The organism is Arthrobacter sp. Cr_A7 (assembly GCF_029222765.1).
In the GTDB taxonomy this organism is placed as follows: Bacteria; Actinomycetota; Actinomycetes; order Actinomycetales; family Micrococcaceae; genus Arthrobacter.
The window spans coordinates 1-14,092 of the sequence record NZ_JARHXQ010000199.1 but is presented as its reverse complement, the minus strand read 5'-3'; the positions used below and the strand labels follow the sequence as shown (position 1 = coordinate 14,092).

Sequence of the window (14,092 nt, the reverse complement as noted above, 5' to 3'; positions counted from 1 at the left end):
TGGCTCCTCCGGTACCCTGTTGAGATGGTGCGAGGAATGGCCGACTACGGCGGAGAAGGCATCCTGCTCGCCGGTGCGGGACGGGCCCTCCTTCTGCAGCTTGCCGACCCGGCCGTTGGCCGCGGCGTTGATGAGCACAGCACGTTCGTGGGGCGTCCGGTCAACCGGCTCAAGGGAACGCTGACGTACGTCTACGCCATCGTGTACGGCACAGACGAGCAGGTGAACGAGGTCCGCCGCCGTGTGAACCGGGCGCATGTTCCGGTCCGCCGGGCCGATAACGAAGAATCTGCCGGGTACAACGCCTTCGACCCCCAACTCCAGCTCTGGGTGGTGGCCACGCTGTACGACACGGCGATCACCATCATCGAAAAGATCTACGGCCCGCTCGACGACGAGTCAGCCGATGCGATGTACCGCGACTATGCGAGGATCGGCACAGCCCTGCAGCTTCCGCCGGACATGTGGCCGGAGGACCGGGCGGCTTTCCGCCGCTACTGGGACCAGCGCATCTCCACCCTCCGTGCCGAGGCCGGCGGGGTGCGCGTGGGCCGCGGCCTGCTGTTCCCGAAGCACACGGCGCTCTGGTACCGCGCCATCATTCCGCCCGCCAGGTTCCTCACCGCCGGGTTCCTGCCGCCGCACGTCCGGCAGGACTTCGGCCTGCCGTGGAGCGGCCGCCACGAGCGCCGCTTCGACCGCACCATGCGCGTCCTCGCCCTCACCTACCCCAAACTTCCGCGGCGGATCAGGCACTGGTTCAAGGACTACTGCCTGGGCGAGCTGGATAAAGACCTCCGCAAGAACCGACAGTCCGCCCAGCGTCAGGGAGTACGTGCGTAGTTCCACCCAGGTAGAGCAGCGGATCGACGAACAGGCCCGCCGCTTCCTGGCCAAGGCCCCGGCCGGCGGTCTTACAGCAAAGTTCACTGAGTTCATCGTCTTCGGCCTCAAACAGGGCTGGGCCTGCATCTTCGGTGCCGCCCTCCTCGCGGTCCTCATGGCGGCCCGCCTCTGGTACCCGGACACGGCGGCGCTGGCCCGCAACGATTTCCTGACGCTTGCCGCCGTCACCATCCAGGTCCTGATGGTCGCTTTCAAGCTCGAGACCCTCCGTGAACTGCGGGTGATCATCCTGTTCCACCTGGTGGGCACGGTGATGGAGCTGTTCAAGACCGACGTCGGTTCCTGGTCCTACGAGGCCGAAGGCTTCCTGCGGCTCGGGGCGGTGCCGCTCTTCAGCGGCTTTATGTACGCCGCGGTGGGCTCCTACATGGTCCGCGTGTACCGGCTGTTCGACCTGCGGTTTGCCAGCTATCCACGGCGCTGGATCACGGCGATCCTGGGCGCGGCCATTTACGCCAACTTCTTCACCCACCACTACATCTGGGACCTGCGCTGGGTGCTGCTTGCCGCCGTCGTGGTCATCTACGGCCGGTGCGTGATGCACTTCCGCGTGTTCCGGAAGCAGTTCCGCATGCCGCTGGCCATCGCGTTCCTGCTGGTGGCGCTGTTCATCTGGATCGCCGAGAACATCGCCACCTGGTCCGGCGCCTGGCTGTACCCAAGCCAAATGGACGGCTGGCACCCCGTGGGCATGGAGAAGCTGGTGGCCTGGTTCCTGCTGATGATCATCTCGGTGGTGCTGGTGGCGTGGGTCTACAAGCCCCAGCCGCCGGAAGCCGCGGAAGGAGACGACGTCGACGACGGCACCCGCCCGTCTGCCGTCGTCGAATCTGCCGTCGTCGAACCTTCCTCCGCAGATTCGTCCTCCGCCAAACGTTCAGCTCAGGCCTAGCGGCTGCGGCGGCGCAGCAACGGATCCGTCAACGACGGCGGCCGGTAGCCGGCGTCGGCCTGGTTCAGCGTTGTGCCGGGCGGGACGATCTCGTCAATCCGGTCCAGCACGTCCTTGGACAGGCTGACCTTGTCCGCGCCGAGCGCCCCCTCCAGGTGCCCCAGCGTCCGCGGCCCGATGATCGCGGACGTGACGGCCGGGTGCTCCAGCACGAAGCCGAGGGCCAGGTGGATCAGCGACAGCCCGGCCTGGTCCGCCAGTTCGGTCAGCTCCAGCACGGCCTGCGTTTTGCGGGCATTTTCGGCCGACGACGGGTCGTGCCGTTCCGGCTGCCGGGCGGCCCTGCTGGAGGTGCTGTGCGCGCCGTCGGCCTTTATCCGGCCGCTCAGCCAGCCGCCGGCCAGCGGGCTCCACGGCAGAACGCCGAGCCGGTGGCGCTGGGCAAGCGGCAGCACTTCGCGTTCCACCCCGCGCGCCAGGATGGAGTACGGCGGCTGCTCCGTCACAGGCCGCTCACGGTGGCGCTCGCGGGCCACGTACTGGGCCTCCACGATCTGGCCCGGGTCGAAGGTGGAGGTGCCGATGTAGCGGATCTTGCCCTGCCGCACCAGGTCGCTGAGCGCCCCCAGCGTTTCATCGATGTCCGTGTCCGGCTCGGGCCGGTGCACCTGGTAGAGGTCGATCCAGTCGGTCTGCAACCGGCGCAGGCTGTCCTCCACCTCGCGGATGATCCAGCGGCGGGAGTTGCCCGCCTGGTTCACGTCCTCGCCGAGGCGGCCATGGACCTTGGTGGCCAGCACTACGTCGTCCCGGCGGCCCTTGAGGGCCTTGCCCACGATGACCTCGGATTCGCCCCTGGAGTAGACGTCGGCTGTGTCCACCAGGTTGATGCCGGAATCCAGGGCCCGGTGGATGATCCGGATCGAATCCTCGTGGTCCGGGTTGCCGATGGCCCCGAACATCATGGTGCCCAGCGTCAGAGGACTGACCTTGAGGCCGGTGGACCCCAGGCTGCGGTATTCGGTCATGCGGATGCTCCTAATAGTTGTTGGTGCTGCTGGCTTGCGGTGCTGTATGTGCTCGCGGCGCGGTACTGGCTTTCCGGTCGGTCGAGGCCGAAATGGTCGCGGAGGGTCCGGCCGGTGTACTCGGTGCGGAAGAGGCCGCGCGACTGCAGGATGGGGACCACCTCGTCGGCGAAGGCCTCGAAGCCGCCCGGCAGCCACGGCGGCATGATGTTGAAGCCGTCCGCGGCGCCGTCCTGGAACCAGCGCTGGATCTCGTCCGCCACCTGCACCGGGGTTCCGGCGAACACGTAGTGGCCGCGGGCCCCGGCGAAGCGGTGCAACACCTGCCGGACAGTGAGGCCTTCCCGCCGGATGACGTCCAGGAGCAGCTGGCTGCGGCTGCCCGCGCGCCCCGCTGCCGCCAGCAGGTCCGGCGGGAAGGGCTTATCCAGGGCCACGCCGTCGAGGTCAACGCCCAGCAGTTTCCGCAGGATGCCCAGCCCGTACTCCGGCTGGGTCAGCTCGTCGAACTCCTGCTTGAGCGCCCGTGCCTCCGCCTCCGTGGAGCCCAGGTAGGGGCTGATGCCCGGCAGCACCAGGAGCTGCCCCGGGTCCCGGCCGTTCGCCGCGGCCTGGGCCTTGATGTCCGCATAGAACCCCTGCGCGCTTTGGATGGTCTGGTGCGCGGTGAACACCGCTTCCGCATGCTGCGCGGCGAAGGCCTTGCCGTCGGCGGAGGACCCTGCCTGCACGAACACCGGCCGGCCCTGCGGGGACCGCGGGGTGTTCAGCGGACCCTCCACCCGGAAATGTTCGCCCTCGTGCCCAATCGCGTGGATCCGCGAGGTGTCGGCGAAAACCCCCGTGCCGGCGTCGGACACCACCGCCCCGTCCTCCCAGCTGTCCCAGAGCTTGCCCGCCACGCGGACGAACTCATCCGCCCGGGAGTAGCGCTCGGCGTGCGGCGGATGCTCGTCCAGCCCGAAGTTCCGAGCCGCCCGCTCCGCGCCGGTGGTGACGATGTTCCAGCCCGCGCGGCCGCCGCTCAGGTGGTCCAGGGACGCGAACAGGCGCGCCGCGTTGTACGGCTCAAGGTACGTGGTGCTGGCCGTGCCGATCAGGCCGATCCGCTCCGTGGCCACTGCAATCGCGGACAGCCATGTAAACGGCTCCAGCCGGAACCGGGTGGCATACTGCACGTTGCTCTCCAGCGCCGGACCGTCCGCAAAGAACACGGCATCCAGCTTGGCGGCCTCCGCACGCTGCGCCAGCTCCTGGTAGAACCGGATGTCCAGGACCCGGTCGGTCCGGGACCTCGGGTGCCGCCAGGCGGCCTCGTGGTGGCCTCCGGGGTAGATGAACAAATTGAGTTTCAGCTGCCGGCCCATCAGAACGCCGATCCGATGGATGCCAGTTCCCCGGCACCCGCGCCGGCGTAACGGTTGGCCGGGCGCTCCAGCCCGTAGTGTTCCCGCAGCGTCCTACCGGTGTATTCGGTGCGGAACAGGCCGCGTTCCTGGAGGATGGGCACCACCTGGTCCACGAACGTCTCCAGCCCCGAGGGCAGCACCGGCGGCATGATGTTGAAGCCGTCCGCCGCGCCGCCGTCGAACCATTCCTGGATGGCGTCCGCAACCTGGACCGGGGTGCCGGTGAAGGTGCGGTGTCCGCGGCCGCCGCCCAGGCGTCCGATCAGCTGGCGCACTGTGAGCTTTTCGCGGCGGGCCAGCTGGACGATCAGTGTGTAACGGCTCTTCGCGCCCTCGATCTCGTCCTCGCTGGGCAAATGGTCCGGAAGCTGGCGGTCCAGGGGCAGGTCCTCCGGGGAGACACGCAGGGTCTTGGCCAGCTGGATCCGGGCGTATTCCGGTTTGATCAGCCGGTCCAGTTCCCGCTCCAGCTCCAGGGCTTCCGCTTCCGTTGCACCAATGACCGGCACGATGCCCGGCAGGATCTTGATGCTTTCGGGATCGCGTCCGACGGCGGCGGTGCGCTTTTTGAGGTCCCGGTAGAACGCCTGTGCATCAGCGAGCGTCTGGTGGGCGGTGAAGACGGCGTCCGCGTAGCGTGCGGCGAGGTCCTTGCCGTCCTCCGAGGAGCCGGCCTGGACGATCAGCGGGTGGCCCTGCGGCGAGCGGGGCACGTTGAGCGGTCCCCGGACCTTGAAATGCTTGCCTTCGTGGTCGATCACGCGGATCTTGTCGGCATCGCCCCACACGCCCTCGGCCTTGTCCGCGAGCACTGCGTCATCCTGCCAGCTGTCCCACAGCTTCTGCGCCACCTCGATGAATTCGGCGGCACGTTCGTACCGGTCGGCGTGGGCGGGCTGGTCGTCCACACCGAAGTTGCGTGCGGCGTCCGGGCCTGCTGTGGTGACCACGTTCCACCCCGCGCGCCCGCCGCTGGCCCAGTCCACGGATGCGAACCGGCGGGCCAGGTTGAAGGGTTCGTTGTAGGTGGTGGAGGCGGTGGCGATCAGGCCGATGTGTTCCGTGGCGCCGGCGATGGCGGTGAGGAGCACGGTGGGCTCAAGCTTGCCCGAGGGGCGCCGGCCCACCTCGCCGAAGAGCACGGGGGAGTCGGCGAAGAAAATCGAGTCCAGCTTGCCGCGCTCGGCGGTCCGGGCGAGCTTTTTGTAGTGCTCCACGTTTGTGCTGGAGTGCGGATCGCTCTCCGGCAGCCGCCAGGACGCCTCGTGGTGTCCGGTGCTCATGAGGAAGGCGTTCAGGTGGAGCGGGCGGTTCCGGGAGGGGTTTTCGGAAGTCATGGGATGGTCCTTCGGGTCGGGAGGGTCAGTGGCTGGTGCCGACGACGCCAAGGTCGGCAAGGAGGTCGCGGCGCAGGGCTTCGTGGCCGGCGGCATCCACCGCGGTGCTGACGTCCGGCGTTACGGTGCGGATGGTGGCAACGCGGCCATGGTCCAGCACCACGATCCGGTCCGCGAGGGCAATGGCTTCGTCCACGTCGTGGGTCACCAGCAGGACGGCCGGGCGGTGTGCGGCCACCAGGTCCTGGAGCAGCCCGTGCATCTTGATGCGGGTAAGGGCGTCGAGCGCGCCGAAGGGCTCGTCGGCCAGCAGCAGCTGCGGCTCGCGGACCAGCGACCGGGCCAGCGCCACGCGCTGCTGCTCGCCGCCGGAAAGCTCGTGGGGCCAGGATTTTTCCCGGCCGGCGAGCCCCACTTCGGCGAGGGCCTTGCGTGCCCGGGACTCGGCGTCGTGCTCCCGAAGGCCCAGGGTGACGTTGCCCAGCACGCTGTCCCAGGGCAGCAGCCGCGAATCCTGGAAGACCACGGACACGCGGTCCGGGACGGTGATGACGCCGCTGCCTTTCACGTCGTGGTCCAGCCCGGCGAGGGCCCGGAGCAGGGTGCTTTTGCCGCAGCCGCTGGGCCCGAGGAGGGCCACGAACTCGCCGGGGGCGATGTCCAGGTCCACGCCGTTCAGGACGCCTTTCGGGCCAAAGCCGCGGATCAGGTTCCGGACCGAGACTGCGTTGGTTGCGACGGCGGTCAGCCCGCCAGGGTGCGCTGCCATGAGAGGGCCTTTCGTTCGAGGAAGCGGACGGCGCCGTCGGACAGCAGGCCGAGGATGCCGTAGACGGCCAGTCCGAGGACGATGATGTTGGTTTGGCCATAGGTGCGGGCGAGCTCCATCATGTAGCCGATGCCGCTGGTGGCGTTGATCTGTTCAACCACCACCAGGGATACCCAGGCTCCGGTGACGGCGAAGCGCAGGCCCAGGAAGAATCCGGGGAGCGCGCCGGGAAGAACCACCTTGCGGATGAAGGCGGCGCGGCTGAGCCCCACGGTCTGGGCGAGCTCGACGTAGCGCAGGTCGATGCCGCGCAGGCCGGCGTGGGTTTGCAGGTAGATGGGGACGAAGACGCCCAGGGTGATGGTGAGGACCTTCATGGTCTCGTCGATGCCGAACCACAGGATAAGGAGCGGAATCAGGGCGAGGCCGGGGATGGCGCGCTTGATCTGCACCGGCCCGTCGATCAGTGCCTCACCTACGCGGCTCAGCCCGGAGACGAGGGCCAGCAGGGCGCCCACCACGATGCCGAAGAACAACCCCAAACCGGCCCGCTGGGCGGAGATGGCGAGGTTTTCCTGCAGCCTGCCGTCCGCCAGGAGTTCACCGGCGGTGGCCACCACGGTCCAGGGTTCGGAGAGGATGCGCGGGTCCAGCAGCCCTGTTGCCGAGGCTACTGTCCACAGCGCCAGCAGGGCGGCGGGGCCCAGCAGCCAGGCCAGGCGCCGCCGTCGTCCGGGGCCCAACCTCCTGCCGGTGGGCCGCACGTCCTCGCGTGCCGCGAGGGCCGGGTCCAGGTGGGGCTCGACGGCGGGACGTTCCAGGACCGGGGCGGCGCTCACGCTGCACCACCCTTGCCGGCCGCGGCGAAGGCGGTGCCGGCGATGGCCTCGAAGCGGGTGTCGTAGAGATCCGCCGCCTTCAGTTGCGGCTTCTTCTGCTCCCTGGCGAGCAGGTCGATGGTCTGCTGATGCCGTTCGATGGCTTCGGTCCAGGTGGTGGGGACGTCCCGTTTGCCGGCGGCGTCGATCAGGTACTGGCCATCCTCGGCGGAGAGCCCCTGGTCCTTGATGTAGTAGCCTTCGAGCCACTCCTTGGGGTGGTCCTCGATCCAGCGCTGGGCCTTGCCCCAGGCTTCGGCGTACTTGGCCAGCGCGGCGGCCTTGGCGGGATCTGCGAGTACCTTGGCGGGGGAGTACAGGTGCCCGGGGTCGTCGCGGAGGCCGTGGCGGAGGGTGGTGGCGCCGTCGGCCTTGTACTTGGCGAGGTACCGCTTGATCTGGACGCCGCCCAGCGGCGCCGCATCAACCTGCTTGCTGGAAAGCGCCGAGGAGTAGGCGTCGCCGGTGCTGGGCAGTTCGATGAGCTTCACGTCGTCCTGGGCGAGCCCGGCCTTTTCAAGTACCCGCAGCACCAGGGCGCCCTGGGCCTGGCCCGGGCTGTAGGCCACCTTCTTGCCGCGCAGGTCCTCCAGTTTGGTGATCCCGGAGCCGGGGGCGACGCCGAGTTCGTACAGCGGGTGGTTCACGGCGTCCTGCCGGTAGGCGCTGGCGATGATCCGGACGTCCAGCCCTGTCCAGGTGGCGTGGATGGGCGGGATGTCCGCCACTGAGCCGACGTCCAGGGCGTTGGCCCGGAAGGCTTCGGTGGTCTGGGGGCCGCCGGAGATATTGGCGAACTCCACGTTGATGCCGTCCAGGTCCTTGATCAGGCCGGACAGTTCCAGGGCAACCCGGATGCTGGGATCACCCACGGTGATGGTGGTGCCGGCGGGAACGGACGTGGCGAGCGGGGCGAAGGACGTCGGGCTGGTGGGGTTGCCGGCGGTGGCGGTTCCGCCGCAGGCCGTCAGGAGCCCGACGGCGGGAATCGCCAGGAGTGCGCCCAGGGCGCGCCGCCGGCTGAAAGCACGGTTGGAGGACTGTTGGGGCGGGGAGGATGCAGCGGGGGACATGCTGTGCCTTTCGAAGGGACGGTATGTGGGCATCAGGGCGCGACGAAGCGCTCGGGGACCCGGACAGCCGGGAAAAGGGAAGGAGGTGCGGGCCGCCGTCGGACGCTGTGGCGGTGGTGCTGTGATGTTGCGGTGCTGCGTCAGCGGCTGGCGGTTGAGCTTGTCGAAACCAGGGATGAGGTGCACATTCGGCGGAGGCAACACGGACCGAAAGTGCGGGTGCCTTGCGGGCGGTTGGATGGATGCGGCATCGGTCCTCCTGTTCACTGTCAGTGGGTGTGGCGCTTGGCCTGGCGTGTGCCGTGGAAACACCTAAGCACGGGCTGCAGGGCAATGGCCAGCACCCCGCAACGGAAGCGAAACGGAAGGAAACGGCGCTACTTATGGCGCCATCCGGGGGACAAACCGGGCAACCTGGCGCCACGATGCGCAACGGGGGTTAATGTGACTGGAACGACTCGTTAGGAGAAGTACATGCGCCATTGGGCCCTTACGGCAGCTGCCCTCGGGACAGGCATCCTGCTGGCAGGCTGCACGGCACCGCCGCCCGCGCCGCCGTCCAGCACGTCCCCTGCCCCGGCGTCATCCGCCCCGGTTCCGTCCGGGCCACCTGCATCTCCACCACCCACATCCGCACAGTCCAGCGAACCCACCAGGACGGCGGCCGGCACCATCGGCGGCGAACCCAGGCCGGTGGCAACGGACCTCCAGACCCCGTGGTCCGTGGTGTTCCGCGACGGCACGCCGCTGGTCAGCGAGCGGAACAGCGGACGCATCCTCGAACTCGCCGCGGATGGTTCCTCGCGGTCCATCGGGACGGTCGACGGCGTGGCGGACCGGGGCGAGGCCGGCCTGCTCGGTCTTGCCGTGGGCAGCGGGGGAGATCTGTTCGTGTATTCGACGGCGGAGGACGGCAACCGGGTCCAGCGCTTCCCCATCAGCGGTGAGGCAGGGTCGCTGGCCCTGGAACAGCCAGAGACAATCCTTGACGGGATTCCAGCCGCGAGTACCCACGACGGCGGCCGCATCGCCTTTGGTCCCGACGGCATGCTGTACGTGACGGCCGGGGACGCGCAACAGCGCGACAGCGCCCAGGACCGGGACTCACTGGCCGGCAAGATCCTGCGGATGACCCCCGAGGGCGATGTTCCGGCCGACAACCCGTTCCCGGGCTCCCTGACCTACAGTTACGGGCACCGGAACCCGCAGGGATTAGCGTGGGCGGACGACGGAACCATGTTCGCCACCGAATTCGGGCAGAACACCTGGGACGAGCTGAACATCATCACCGCCGGCGCCAACTATGGCTGGCCCACCGTCGAGGGGATCGCCGGCAGGGAGGGCTTTGTGGATCCCGTGCAGCAATGGCAAACCAGTGCCGCCAGTCCCAGCGGGATGGCGCATGCCGGCGGAACCCTGTTCATCGCCAACCTTCGGGGACAGGTCCTTCGGTCGGTCCCCGTCTCCGACCCCACCACGTCCACCGAGCACTACAGCCGTGAGTACGGCCGGATCCGTGATGTCGCGCTGGCTCCGGACGGCCACCTGTGGTTCCTGACCAACAACACCGACGGCCGGGGTGACCCGGAGCCCGGGGATGACCGGATCCTCGCAGTGCCTCTGGTTGAGTAGTGGCATGGCCAGGGTACTGATTACCGGTTCCGCCGGCGGGCTTGGGTTGAATGCCGCGAAGGAACTGATCCGGCTGGGCCACGAGGTGGTGCTGCACGCCAGGAGCGAATCACGGCTGGACGATGTGTCCGGGCTGCGGGACCAGGCCCGCGGCGCGGTGTCCGGCGACCTCGCCGACCCCGCAGAGGCCATAAGGGTTGCGGAGGAGGCCGAGTCCTTCGGCCCCTTCGACGCGGTCATCCACAACGCCGGCGTCTACCGTGGCCCGCACATCTTCAGCGTGAACACGGTTGCGCCGTATGTCATGACCGCCGTCATGGGCAGGCCGCGCCGGATCGTTTATCTCAGCAGCGGCATGCACCGCTCCGGCTCCACGGACCTCGCCACGGTGGACTGGGCGGGTGCAACCGGCCGGCCGGGCGCCTACTCGGACAGCAAGCTGTACGTCACCGCGCTCGCGGCGGCGGTGGCGGTGCGCTGGCCGGACGTCGCCGGCAACGCGGTGGATCCCGGCTGGGTCCCGACGCGGATGGGCGGCCCGGGCGCACCGGATGACCTGGAACTGGGTCATGCCACCCAGGTATGGCTCGCGCTGGACGCGGACAACGCTGCAGGTTCAGGCGGGTACTGGTTCCACCAGCAGCGGCGGAAACCGCACCCGGCGGTGGGCAGCGGAGCGTTCAGGTCCGAACTGCTGGACCGGCTGGAACAGTACACCGGTATCGGTCTGCCGGAGTAACCTTCCGGCTAGCTCCGGGCGTGGGCCAGGGCTGCCTCGACAATGTTCTCCGTGGCAGCCCAGGACGCCAGGAGTTTCAGGGCCTCGTCCGAGGGGCTGCCCGGCGTGGCGGGGTAGACCGTGAGGGTATGGCCCGGGTCCTCCTCCAGGCCCAGGACCTGGTAGTTCAGTTCGAGCAGGCCCACCACCGGGTGCTTGAAGATCTTTGTTCCGGCGTAGTGCCGCCGGACATTGTGGGCTGCCCAGCGGGTCCGGAACTCGTCACTGCGCATGGAAAGCTCGCCCACCAGCTCGGCGATGCCCTTGTCGTGCGGGCTGCGGCCCGCTTCCCGGCGCAGGATGGCCACGTTCACGTTGGCCGCCCGGTCCCAGTCGGTGTAGAAATCGTGTGCCCGGGGGTCCAGGAAGATGAACCGGGAATGGTTCGCCGGCCGTGCCGTGCCGCGGTACATGTCCGAGTACAACGCATAGCCCAGGGTGTTGGCCGCCACGATGTCCAACCGGTTGTTCCCGATAAAGGCCGGCGCCCCCGTAATGGTGTCCAGGAGATACTGCAGCTCCGGCCGCACACCTGACGGGGCAGAGCCGCCGGCGCTCGCAGCCCGTTTGCGTCCCGATGTGTTGGCCGCCCGGGCGAGGTCGTAGAGGTGGTCATGTTCCGCGCGGTCCAGCTCAAGTGCCCCCGCGATGGCGTCCAGCACACTATCGGAAACCCCCGTGAGGTTTCCGCGTTCCAGCCTCGTGTAGTAGTCCACGCTGACCCCGGCCAGCCGCGCCACTTCCTCACGCCGCAGTCCCGGCACCCGCCGCCGCCCGCCGTACGGTTCCAGCCCCGCCTGCTCGGGTGTGATGCGTCCACGGCGGGTCGAAAGGAACTGTCGTACCTCGGCTCGGTTATCCATAGGGACACGTTACGACGAAACCGAAAGCCGTAAGGAGGGTCTGCCAGAACCAGTTACGGCAGGACCCTCGCTACGTTTCCCGGCAGCCCCTTGGATGGAACAGTCCCCTTTGCCACTACCGGATGGAGCACCACCGCATGCGCGCAAGCGTCACGCACTCCCGGGACGGCCTCCGGCCGGCGCCCAGTGCCGTGCCTGCCACCCTGGTTGCCACGGTCATCTTCCTGACAGCCGTGGCGCCGCTGGCCACCGACATGTACGTCCCGGCCTTCCCGCAGGTGTCGGAGGAGTTCGGCTCCACCGCATCCGCTGTTCAGTTGACGCTGACCACCTTCTTCGCCGGCATGGGGCTTGGGCAGCTGGTGGGCGGCCCTATCAGCGACCAGCGCGGCCGGCGGCTGCCGCTGGTGACGGGCACTGTCCTGGTGACAGCGGCGTCCATTGCCTGTGCCACCGCACCGGACGTCGGGATCCTGATGCTGGCCCGGTTCCTGCAGGGCTTCGGCGGCGGCTGGGCCATGGTCATCGGCCGGGCCGTCATCGTGGACCTGGCCCATGGACCGCAGCTGGTCCGCGTCCTCAACCTGGTGATGGGAATAGGCGGCGTGGCACCCATCATCAGCCCCCTCCTCGGCGCGGTCATCCTCCAGCTGACAGGGTGGCGGATGACGTTCTGGTCGCTTGCCGCCCTCGGCATCCTGATGACCCTCTGCGCGCTGTTCATCGTTCCGGAGACGCTGCCGCCGGAAAAGCGGCACGCAGGCGGGCTGCGGGAATTCGGCCGCGCGGCGAAGGCCGTCCTCTCAAACCGCCGCTTTGTCGGCTACGTCGTGGTGGCGTCGTCGGCCTTCATTGCCCTGTTCGCCTACGTGGCCACGTCAGCGTTCATCCTGCAGAACATGAACGGGCTCTCGCCCGTGGCGTACTCGATCGTCTTCGCGGCGAATGCGGGCGGCATGACCATCGCCGCGCTGGTCTCGGCGCGCCTGGCCGGGCGCGTGCCGACCCGCCGCGTCATCCTCACAGGCCAGGTCATCGCCCTCGCCGCCGGGGTGGCCATGCTGGCCGGAGCCCTGTGGTGGGCCACGCCGCTGCTGGTGGCGATGGGCAGCTTCTTCGCCCTCATGGTGGCGCAGGGCCTGATCAACACCAACGGCGGCGCCCTCGCCTCGGCGGAGGTGCCCGAACACCCCGGCACCAGCTCGGCGGTACTCGGACTTGTCCAGTGGACCACCGCAGGCGTCGTCGCGCCGATTGCCGGGCTGGGCGGCTCCGGGACGGCCGTCCCCATGGCGCTGCTCATGATCGGCGGGGCACTGCTGTCCCTGTTCGGCCTCCTCGTCCTGGCCCGACCCGCTAAAGGGGTTCTGCCATAACCCGTTACAGCAGGGCCCTCGCCGGGCACCCCAACTGCGGGTTGGATGTTAATGAACCCCTGTAGCATTTCGTTATCCCCCAAAGAACCACAGGAGAACCATGACCACCGTCAAGGCCTATGCATCCCCGTCCGCCACAGAGGACCTCGTTTCAACCACCATCGAGCGCCGCGCCGTCGGCCCCCACGACGTCCTGATCGAGATCAAGTTCGCCGGCATCTGCCACTCGGACATCCACACCGTCCGCGGCGACTGGGGCCCGCAGCAGTACCCGCTGGTTCCCGGGCACGAAATCGCCGGCGTCGTCACCGAGGTGGGTTCCGCCGTCACCAAGCACGCCGTGGGCGACCGCGTGGGCGTTGGCTGCATGGTCAACTCCTGCCGCGAGTGCGCCAACTGCGTCAAGGGCGAGGAGCAGTACTGCCTCAACGGCATGGTGGGCACCTACGGCGCCGTTGACCGCGACGGGACCATCACCCAGGGCGGCTACTCCACCCACGTGGTGGTCACCGAAGACTTCGTGGTGCGCATCCCCGAAGGCATCGAGCTCGACGTCGCCGCGCCGCTGCTCTGCGCCGGCATCACCACATTCTCTCCGCTGCACCGCTGGGGCGCCGGCCCGGGCAAGAAGGTTGCCGTCGTGGGCCTCGGCGGACTCGGGCACATGGCCGTCAAGCTCGCGTCCGCGATGGGCGCCGACGTCACCGTCCTGTCCCAGTCGCTGAAGAAGCAGGAGGACGGGCTGCGCCTGGGTGCCACCAGCTACTACGCCACCAGCGACCCCTCCACCTTCGAGCAGCTCGCCGGCTCGTTCGACCTGATCATCAACACGGTCAGCGCCTCGATCGACATCAGCTCCTACCTCCAGCTGCTGACCCTCGACGGCGCCCTGGTGAACGTCGGCGCCCCCGCCGAGCCGCTGCCGGTCAACGCCTTCGCCCTGATCACGGGTCGCCGCTCCTTCGCCGGCTCCATGATCGGCGGCATCCGTGAGACCCAGGAAATGCTGGACTTCTGCGCCGCCCACGGCATCGGTGCGGAGGTCGAGGTGATCCCCGCGGACAAGATCAACGACGCCTACGAGCGCGTCCTGGCCTCGGACGTCCGGTACCGCTTCGTGATCGACACCGCCACCCTGTAACACGGACATC

At 68.6% G+C, this 14,092-nt stretch carries 13 protein-coding genes; 6 read left to right on the top strand and 7 right to left on the bottom strand.

Translation table 11 applies throughout. The features are described from left to right. The first annotated feature begins 24 nt into the window (after positions 1 to 24). Entirely contained in the window at positions 25 to 843 is an 819-nt protein-coding gene (locus tag P2Q66_RS11530; protein ID WP_275728175.1) for an oxygenase MpaB family protein, read from the top strand. Then, positions 836 to 1,798 carry a DUF817 domain-containing protein gene (locus P2Q66_RS11525; protein WP_275728174.1) on the top strand — a complete coding sequence of 321 codons (963 nt, stop codon included), beginning with the start codon at positions 836 to 838 and terminating at the stop codon, positions 1,796 to 1,798. Before P2Q66_RS11530 ends, P2Q66_RS11525 begins: the two co-directional genes overlap by 8 nt. Here P2Q66_RS11525 and P2Q66_RS11520 read toward each other — a convergent pair. The 6 genes from P2Q66_RS11520 to P2Q66_RS11495 are packed head-to-tail and all read right to left on the bottom strand — an operon-like array spanning position 1,795 to position 8,292. Continuing rightward, positions 1,795 to 2,826 carry an aldo/keto reductase gene (locus P2Q66_RS11520; protein ID WP_275728173.1) on the bottom strand — a complete coding sequence of 344 codons (1,032 nt, stop codon included), beginning with the start codon at positions 2,824 to 2,826 and terminating at the stop codon, positions 1,795 to 1,797. The genes P2Q66_RS11525 and P2Q66_RS11520 overlap by 4 nt on opposite strands. Next, entirely contained in the window at positions 2,823 to 4,193 is a 1,371-nt protein-coding gene (locus P2Q66_RS11515) for an LLM class flavin-dependent oxidoreductase (RefSeq protein ID WP_275728171.1), read from the bottom strand. Before P2Q66_RS11515 ends, P2Q66_RS11520 begins: the two co-directional genes overlap by 4 nt. Next, complete coding sequence (locus tag P2Q66_RS11510; protein ID WP_275728169.1) at positions 4,193 to 5,572, bottom strand: LLM class flavin-dependent oxidoreductase; 1,380 nt, start codon at positions 5,570 to 5,572, stop codon at positions 4,193 to 4,195. Before P2Q66_RS11510 ends, P2Q66_RS11515 begins: the two co-directional genes overlap by 1 nt. 25 nt (positions 5,573 to 5,597) lie before the next feature. Continuing rightward, positions 5,598 to 6,341 carry an ABC transporter ATP-binding protein gene (locus P2Q66_RS11505; protein WP_275728167.1) on the bottom strand — a complete coding sequence of 248 codons (744 nt, stop codon included), beginning with the start codon at positions 6,339 to 6,341 and terminating at the stop codon, positions 5,598 to 5,600. Further along, a complete protein-coding gene (locus P2Q66_RS11500; protein ID WP_275728165.1) occupies positions 6,317 to 7,180 on the bottom strand; it encodes an ABC transporter permease in 864 nt (287 codons plus the stop codon). The genes P2Q66_RS11505 and P2Q66_RS11500 overlap by 25 nt, the downstream gene beginning before the upstream one ends. Then, complete coding sequence (locus P2Q66_RS11495; RefSeq protein ID WP_275728164.1) at positions 7,177 to 8,292, bottom strand: ABC transporter substrate-binding protein; 1,116 nt, start codon at positions 8,290 to 8,292, stop codon at positions 7,177 to 7,179. The genes P2Q66_RS11500 and P2Q66_RS11495 overlap by 4 nt, the downstream gene beginning before the upstream one ends. A gap of 474 nt (positions 8,293 to 8,766) precedes the next feature. On the opposite strand from P2Q66_RS11495, the gene P2Q66_RS11490 reads away from it, so the two are divergent. Further along, the gene (locus P2Q66_RS11490) at positions 8,767 to 9,924 is read left to right on the top strand and encodes a PQQ-dependent sugar dehydrogenase (RefSeq protein ID WP_275728163.1); all 1,158 of its coding nucleotides are present in this window, start codon (positions 8,767 to 8,769) and stop codon (positions 9,922 to 9,924) included. A 4-nt stretch (positions 9,925 to 9,928) separates the two neighbouring features. Beyond that, a complete protein-coding gene (locus P2Q66_RS11485) occupies positions 9,929 to 10,663 on the top strand; it encodes an SDR family NAD(P)-dependent oxidoreductase (RefSeq protein WP_275728161.1) in 735 nt (244 codons plus the stop codon). A gap of 8 nt (positions 10,664 to 10,671) precedes the next feature. Here P2Q66_RS11485 and P2Q66_RS11480 read toward each other — a convergent pair whose 3' ends face one another. Continuing rightward, positions 10,672 to 11,565 (bottom strand): helix-turn-helix transcriptional regulator, encoded by an 894-nt coding sequence (locus P2Q66_RS11480; protein WP_079595060.1) that lies wholly within the window; start codon positions 11,563 to 11,565, stop codon positions 10,672 to 10,674. Positions 11,566 to 11,702: 137 nt separating this feature from the next. Here P2Q66_RS11480 and P2Q66_RS11475 point away from each other — a divergent pair, with 137 nt between their 5' ends. Beyond that, the gene (locus P2Q66_RS11475) at positions 11,703 to 12,941 is read left to right on the top strand and encodes a multidrug effflux MFS transporter (protein WP_275728158.1); all 1,239 of its coding nucleotides are present in this window, start codon (positions 11,703 to 11,705) and stop codon (positions 12,939 to 12,941) included. A 100-nt stretch (positions 12,942 to 13,041) separates the two neighbouring features. Next, the gene (locus P2Q66_RS11470) at positions 13,042 to 14,082 is read left to right on the top strand and encodes an NAD(P)-dependent alcohol dehydrogenase (protein WP_115523862.1); all 1,041 of its coding nucleotides are present in this window, start codon (positions 13,042 to 13,044) and stop codon (positions 14,080 to 14,082) included. Positions 14,083 to 14,092 lie beyond the last annotated feature (10 nt).

Excerpts from the sequence above, each read along its gene's own strand:
- P2Q66_RS11505 (WP_275728167.1), bottom strand. The coding sequence starts at position 6,341 with ATGGCAGCGCACCCTGGCGGGCTGACCGCCGTCGCAACCAACGCAGTC.
- P2Q66_RS11475 (WP_275728158.1), top strand. The coding sequence starts at position 11,703 with ATGCGCGCAAGCGTCACGCACTCCCGGGACGGCCTCCGGCCGGCGCCC.
- P2Q66_RS11510 (WP_275728169.1), bottom strand. The coding sequence starts at position 5,572 with ATGACTTCCGAAAACCCCTCCCGGAACCGCCCGCTCCACCTGAACGCC.
- P2Q66_RS11495 (WP_275728164.1), bottom strand. The coding sequence starts at position 8,292 with ATGTCCCCCGCTGCATCCTCCCCGCCCCAACAGTCCTCCAACCGTGCT.
- P2Q66_RS11520 (WP_275728173.1), bottom strand. The coding sequence starts at position 2,826 with ATGACCGAATACCGCAGCCTGGGGTCCACCGGCCTCAAGGTCAGTCCT.
- P2Q66_RS11515 (WP_275728171.1), bottom strand. The coding sequence starts at position 4,193 with ATGGGCCGGCAGCTGAAACTCAATTTGTTCATCTACCCCGGAGGCCAC.
- P2Q66_RS11480 (WP_079595060.1), bottom strand. The coding sequence starts at position 11,565 with ATGGATAACCGAGCCGAGGTACGACAGTTCCTTTCGACCCGCCGTGGA.
- P2Q66_RS11485 (WP_275728161.1), top strand. The coding sequence starts at position 9,929 with ATGGCCAGGGTACTGATTACCGGTTCCGCCGGCGGGCTTGGGTTGAAT.
- P2Q66_RS11490 (WP_275728163.1), top strand. The coding sequence starts at position 8,767 with ATGCGCCATTGGGCCCTTACGGCAGCTGCCCTCGGGACAGGCATCCTG.
- P2Q66_RS11470 (WP_115523862.1), top strand. The coding sequence starts at position 13,042 with ATGACCACCGTCAAGGCCTATGCATCCCCGTCCGCCACAGAGGACCTC.
- P2Q66_RS11530 (WP_275728175.1), top strand. The coding sequence starts at position 25 with ATGGTGCGAGGAATGGCCGACTACGGCGGAGAAGGCATCCTGCTCGCC.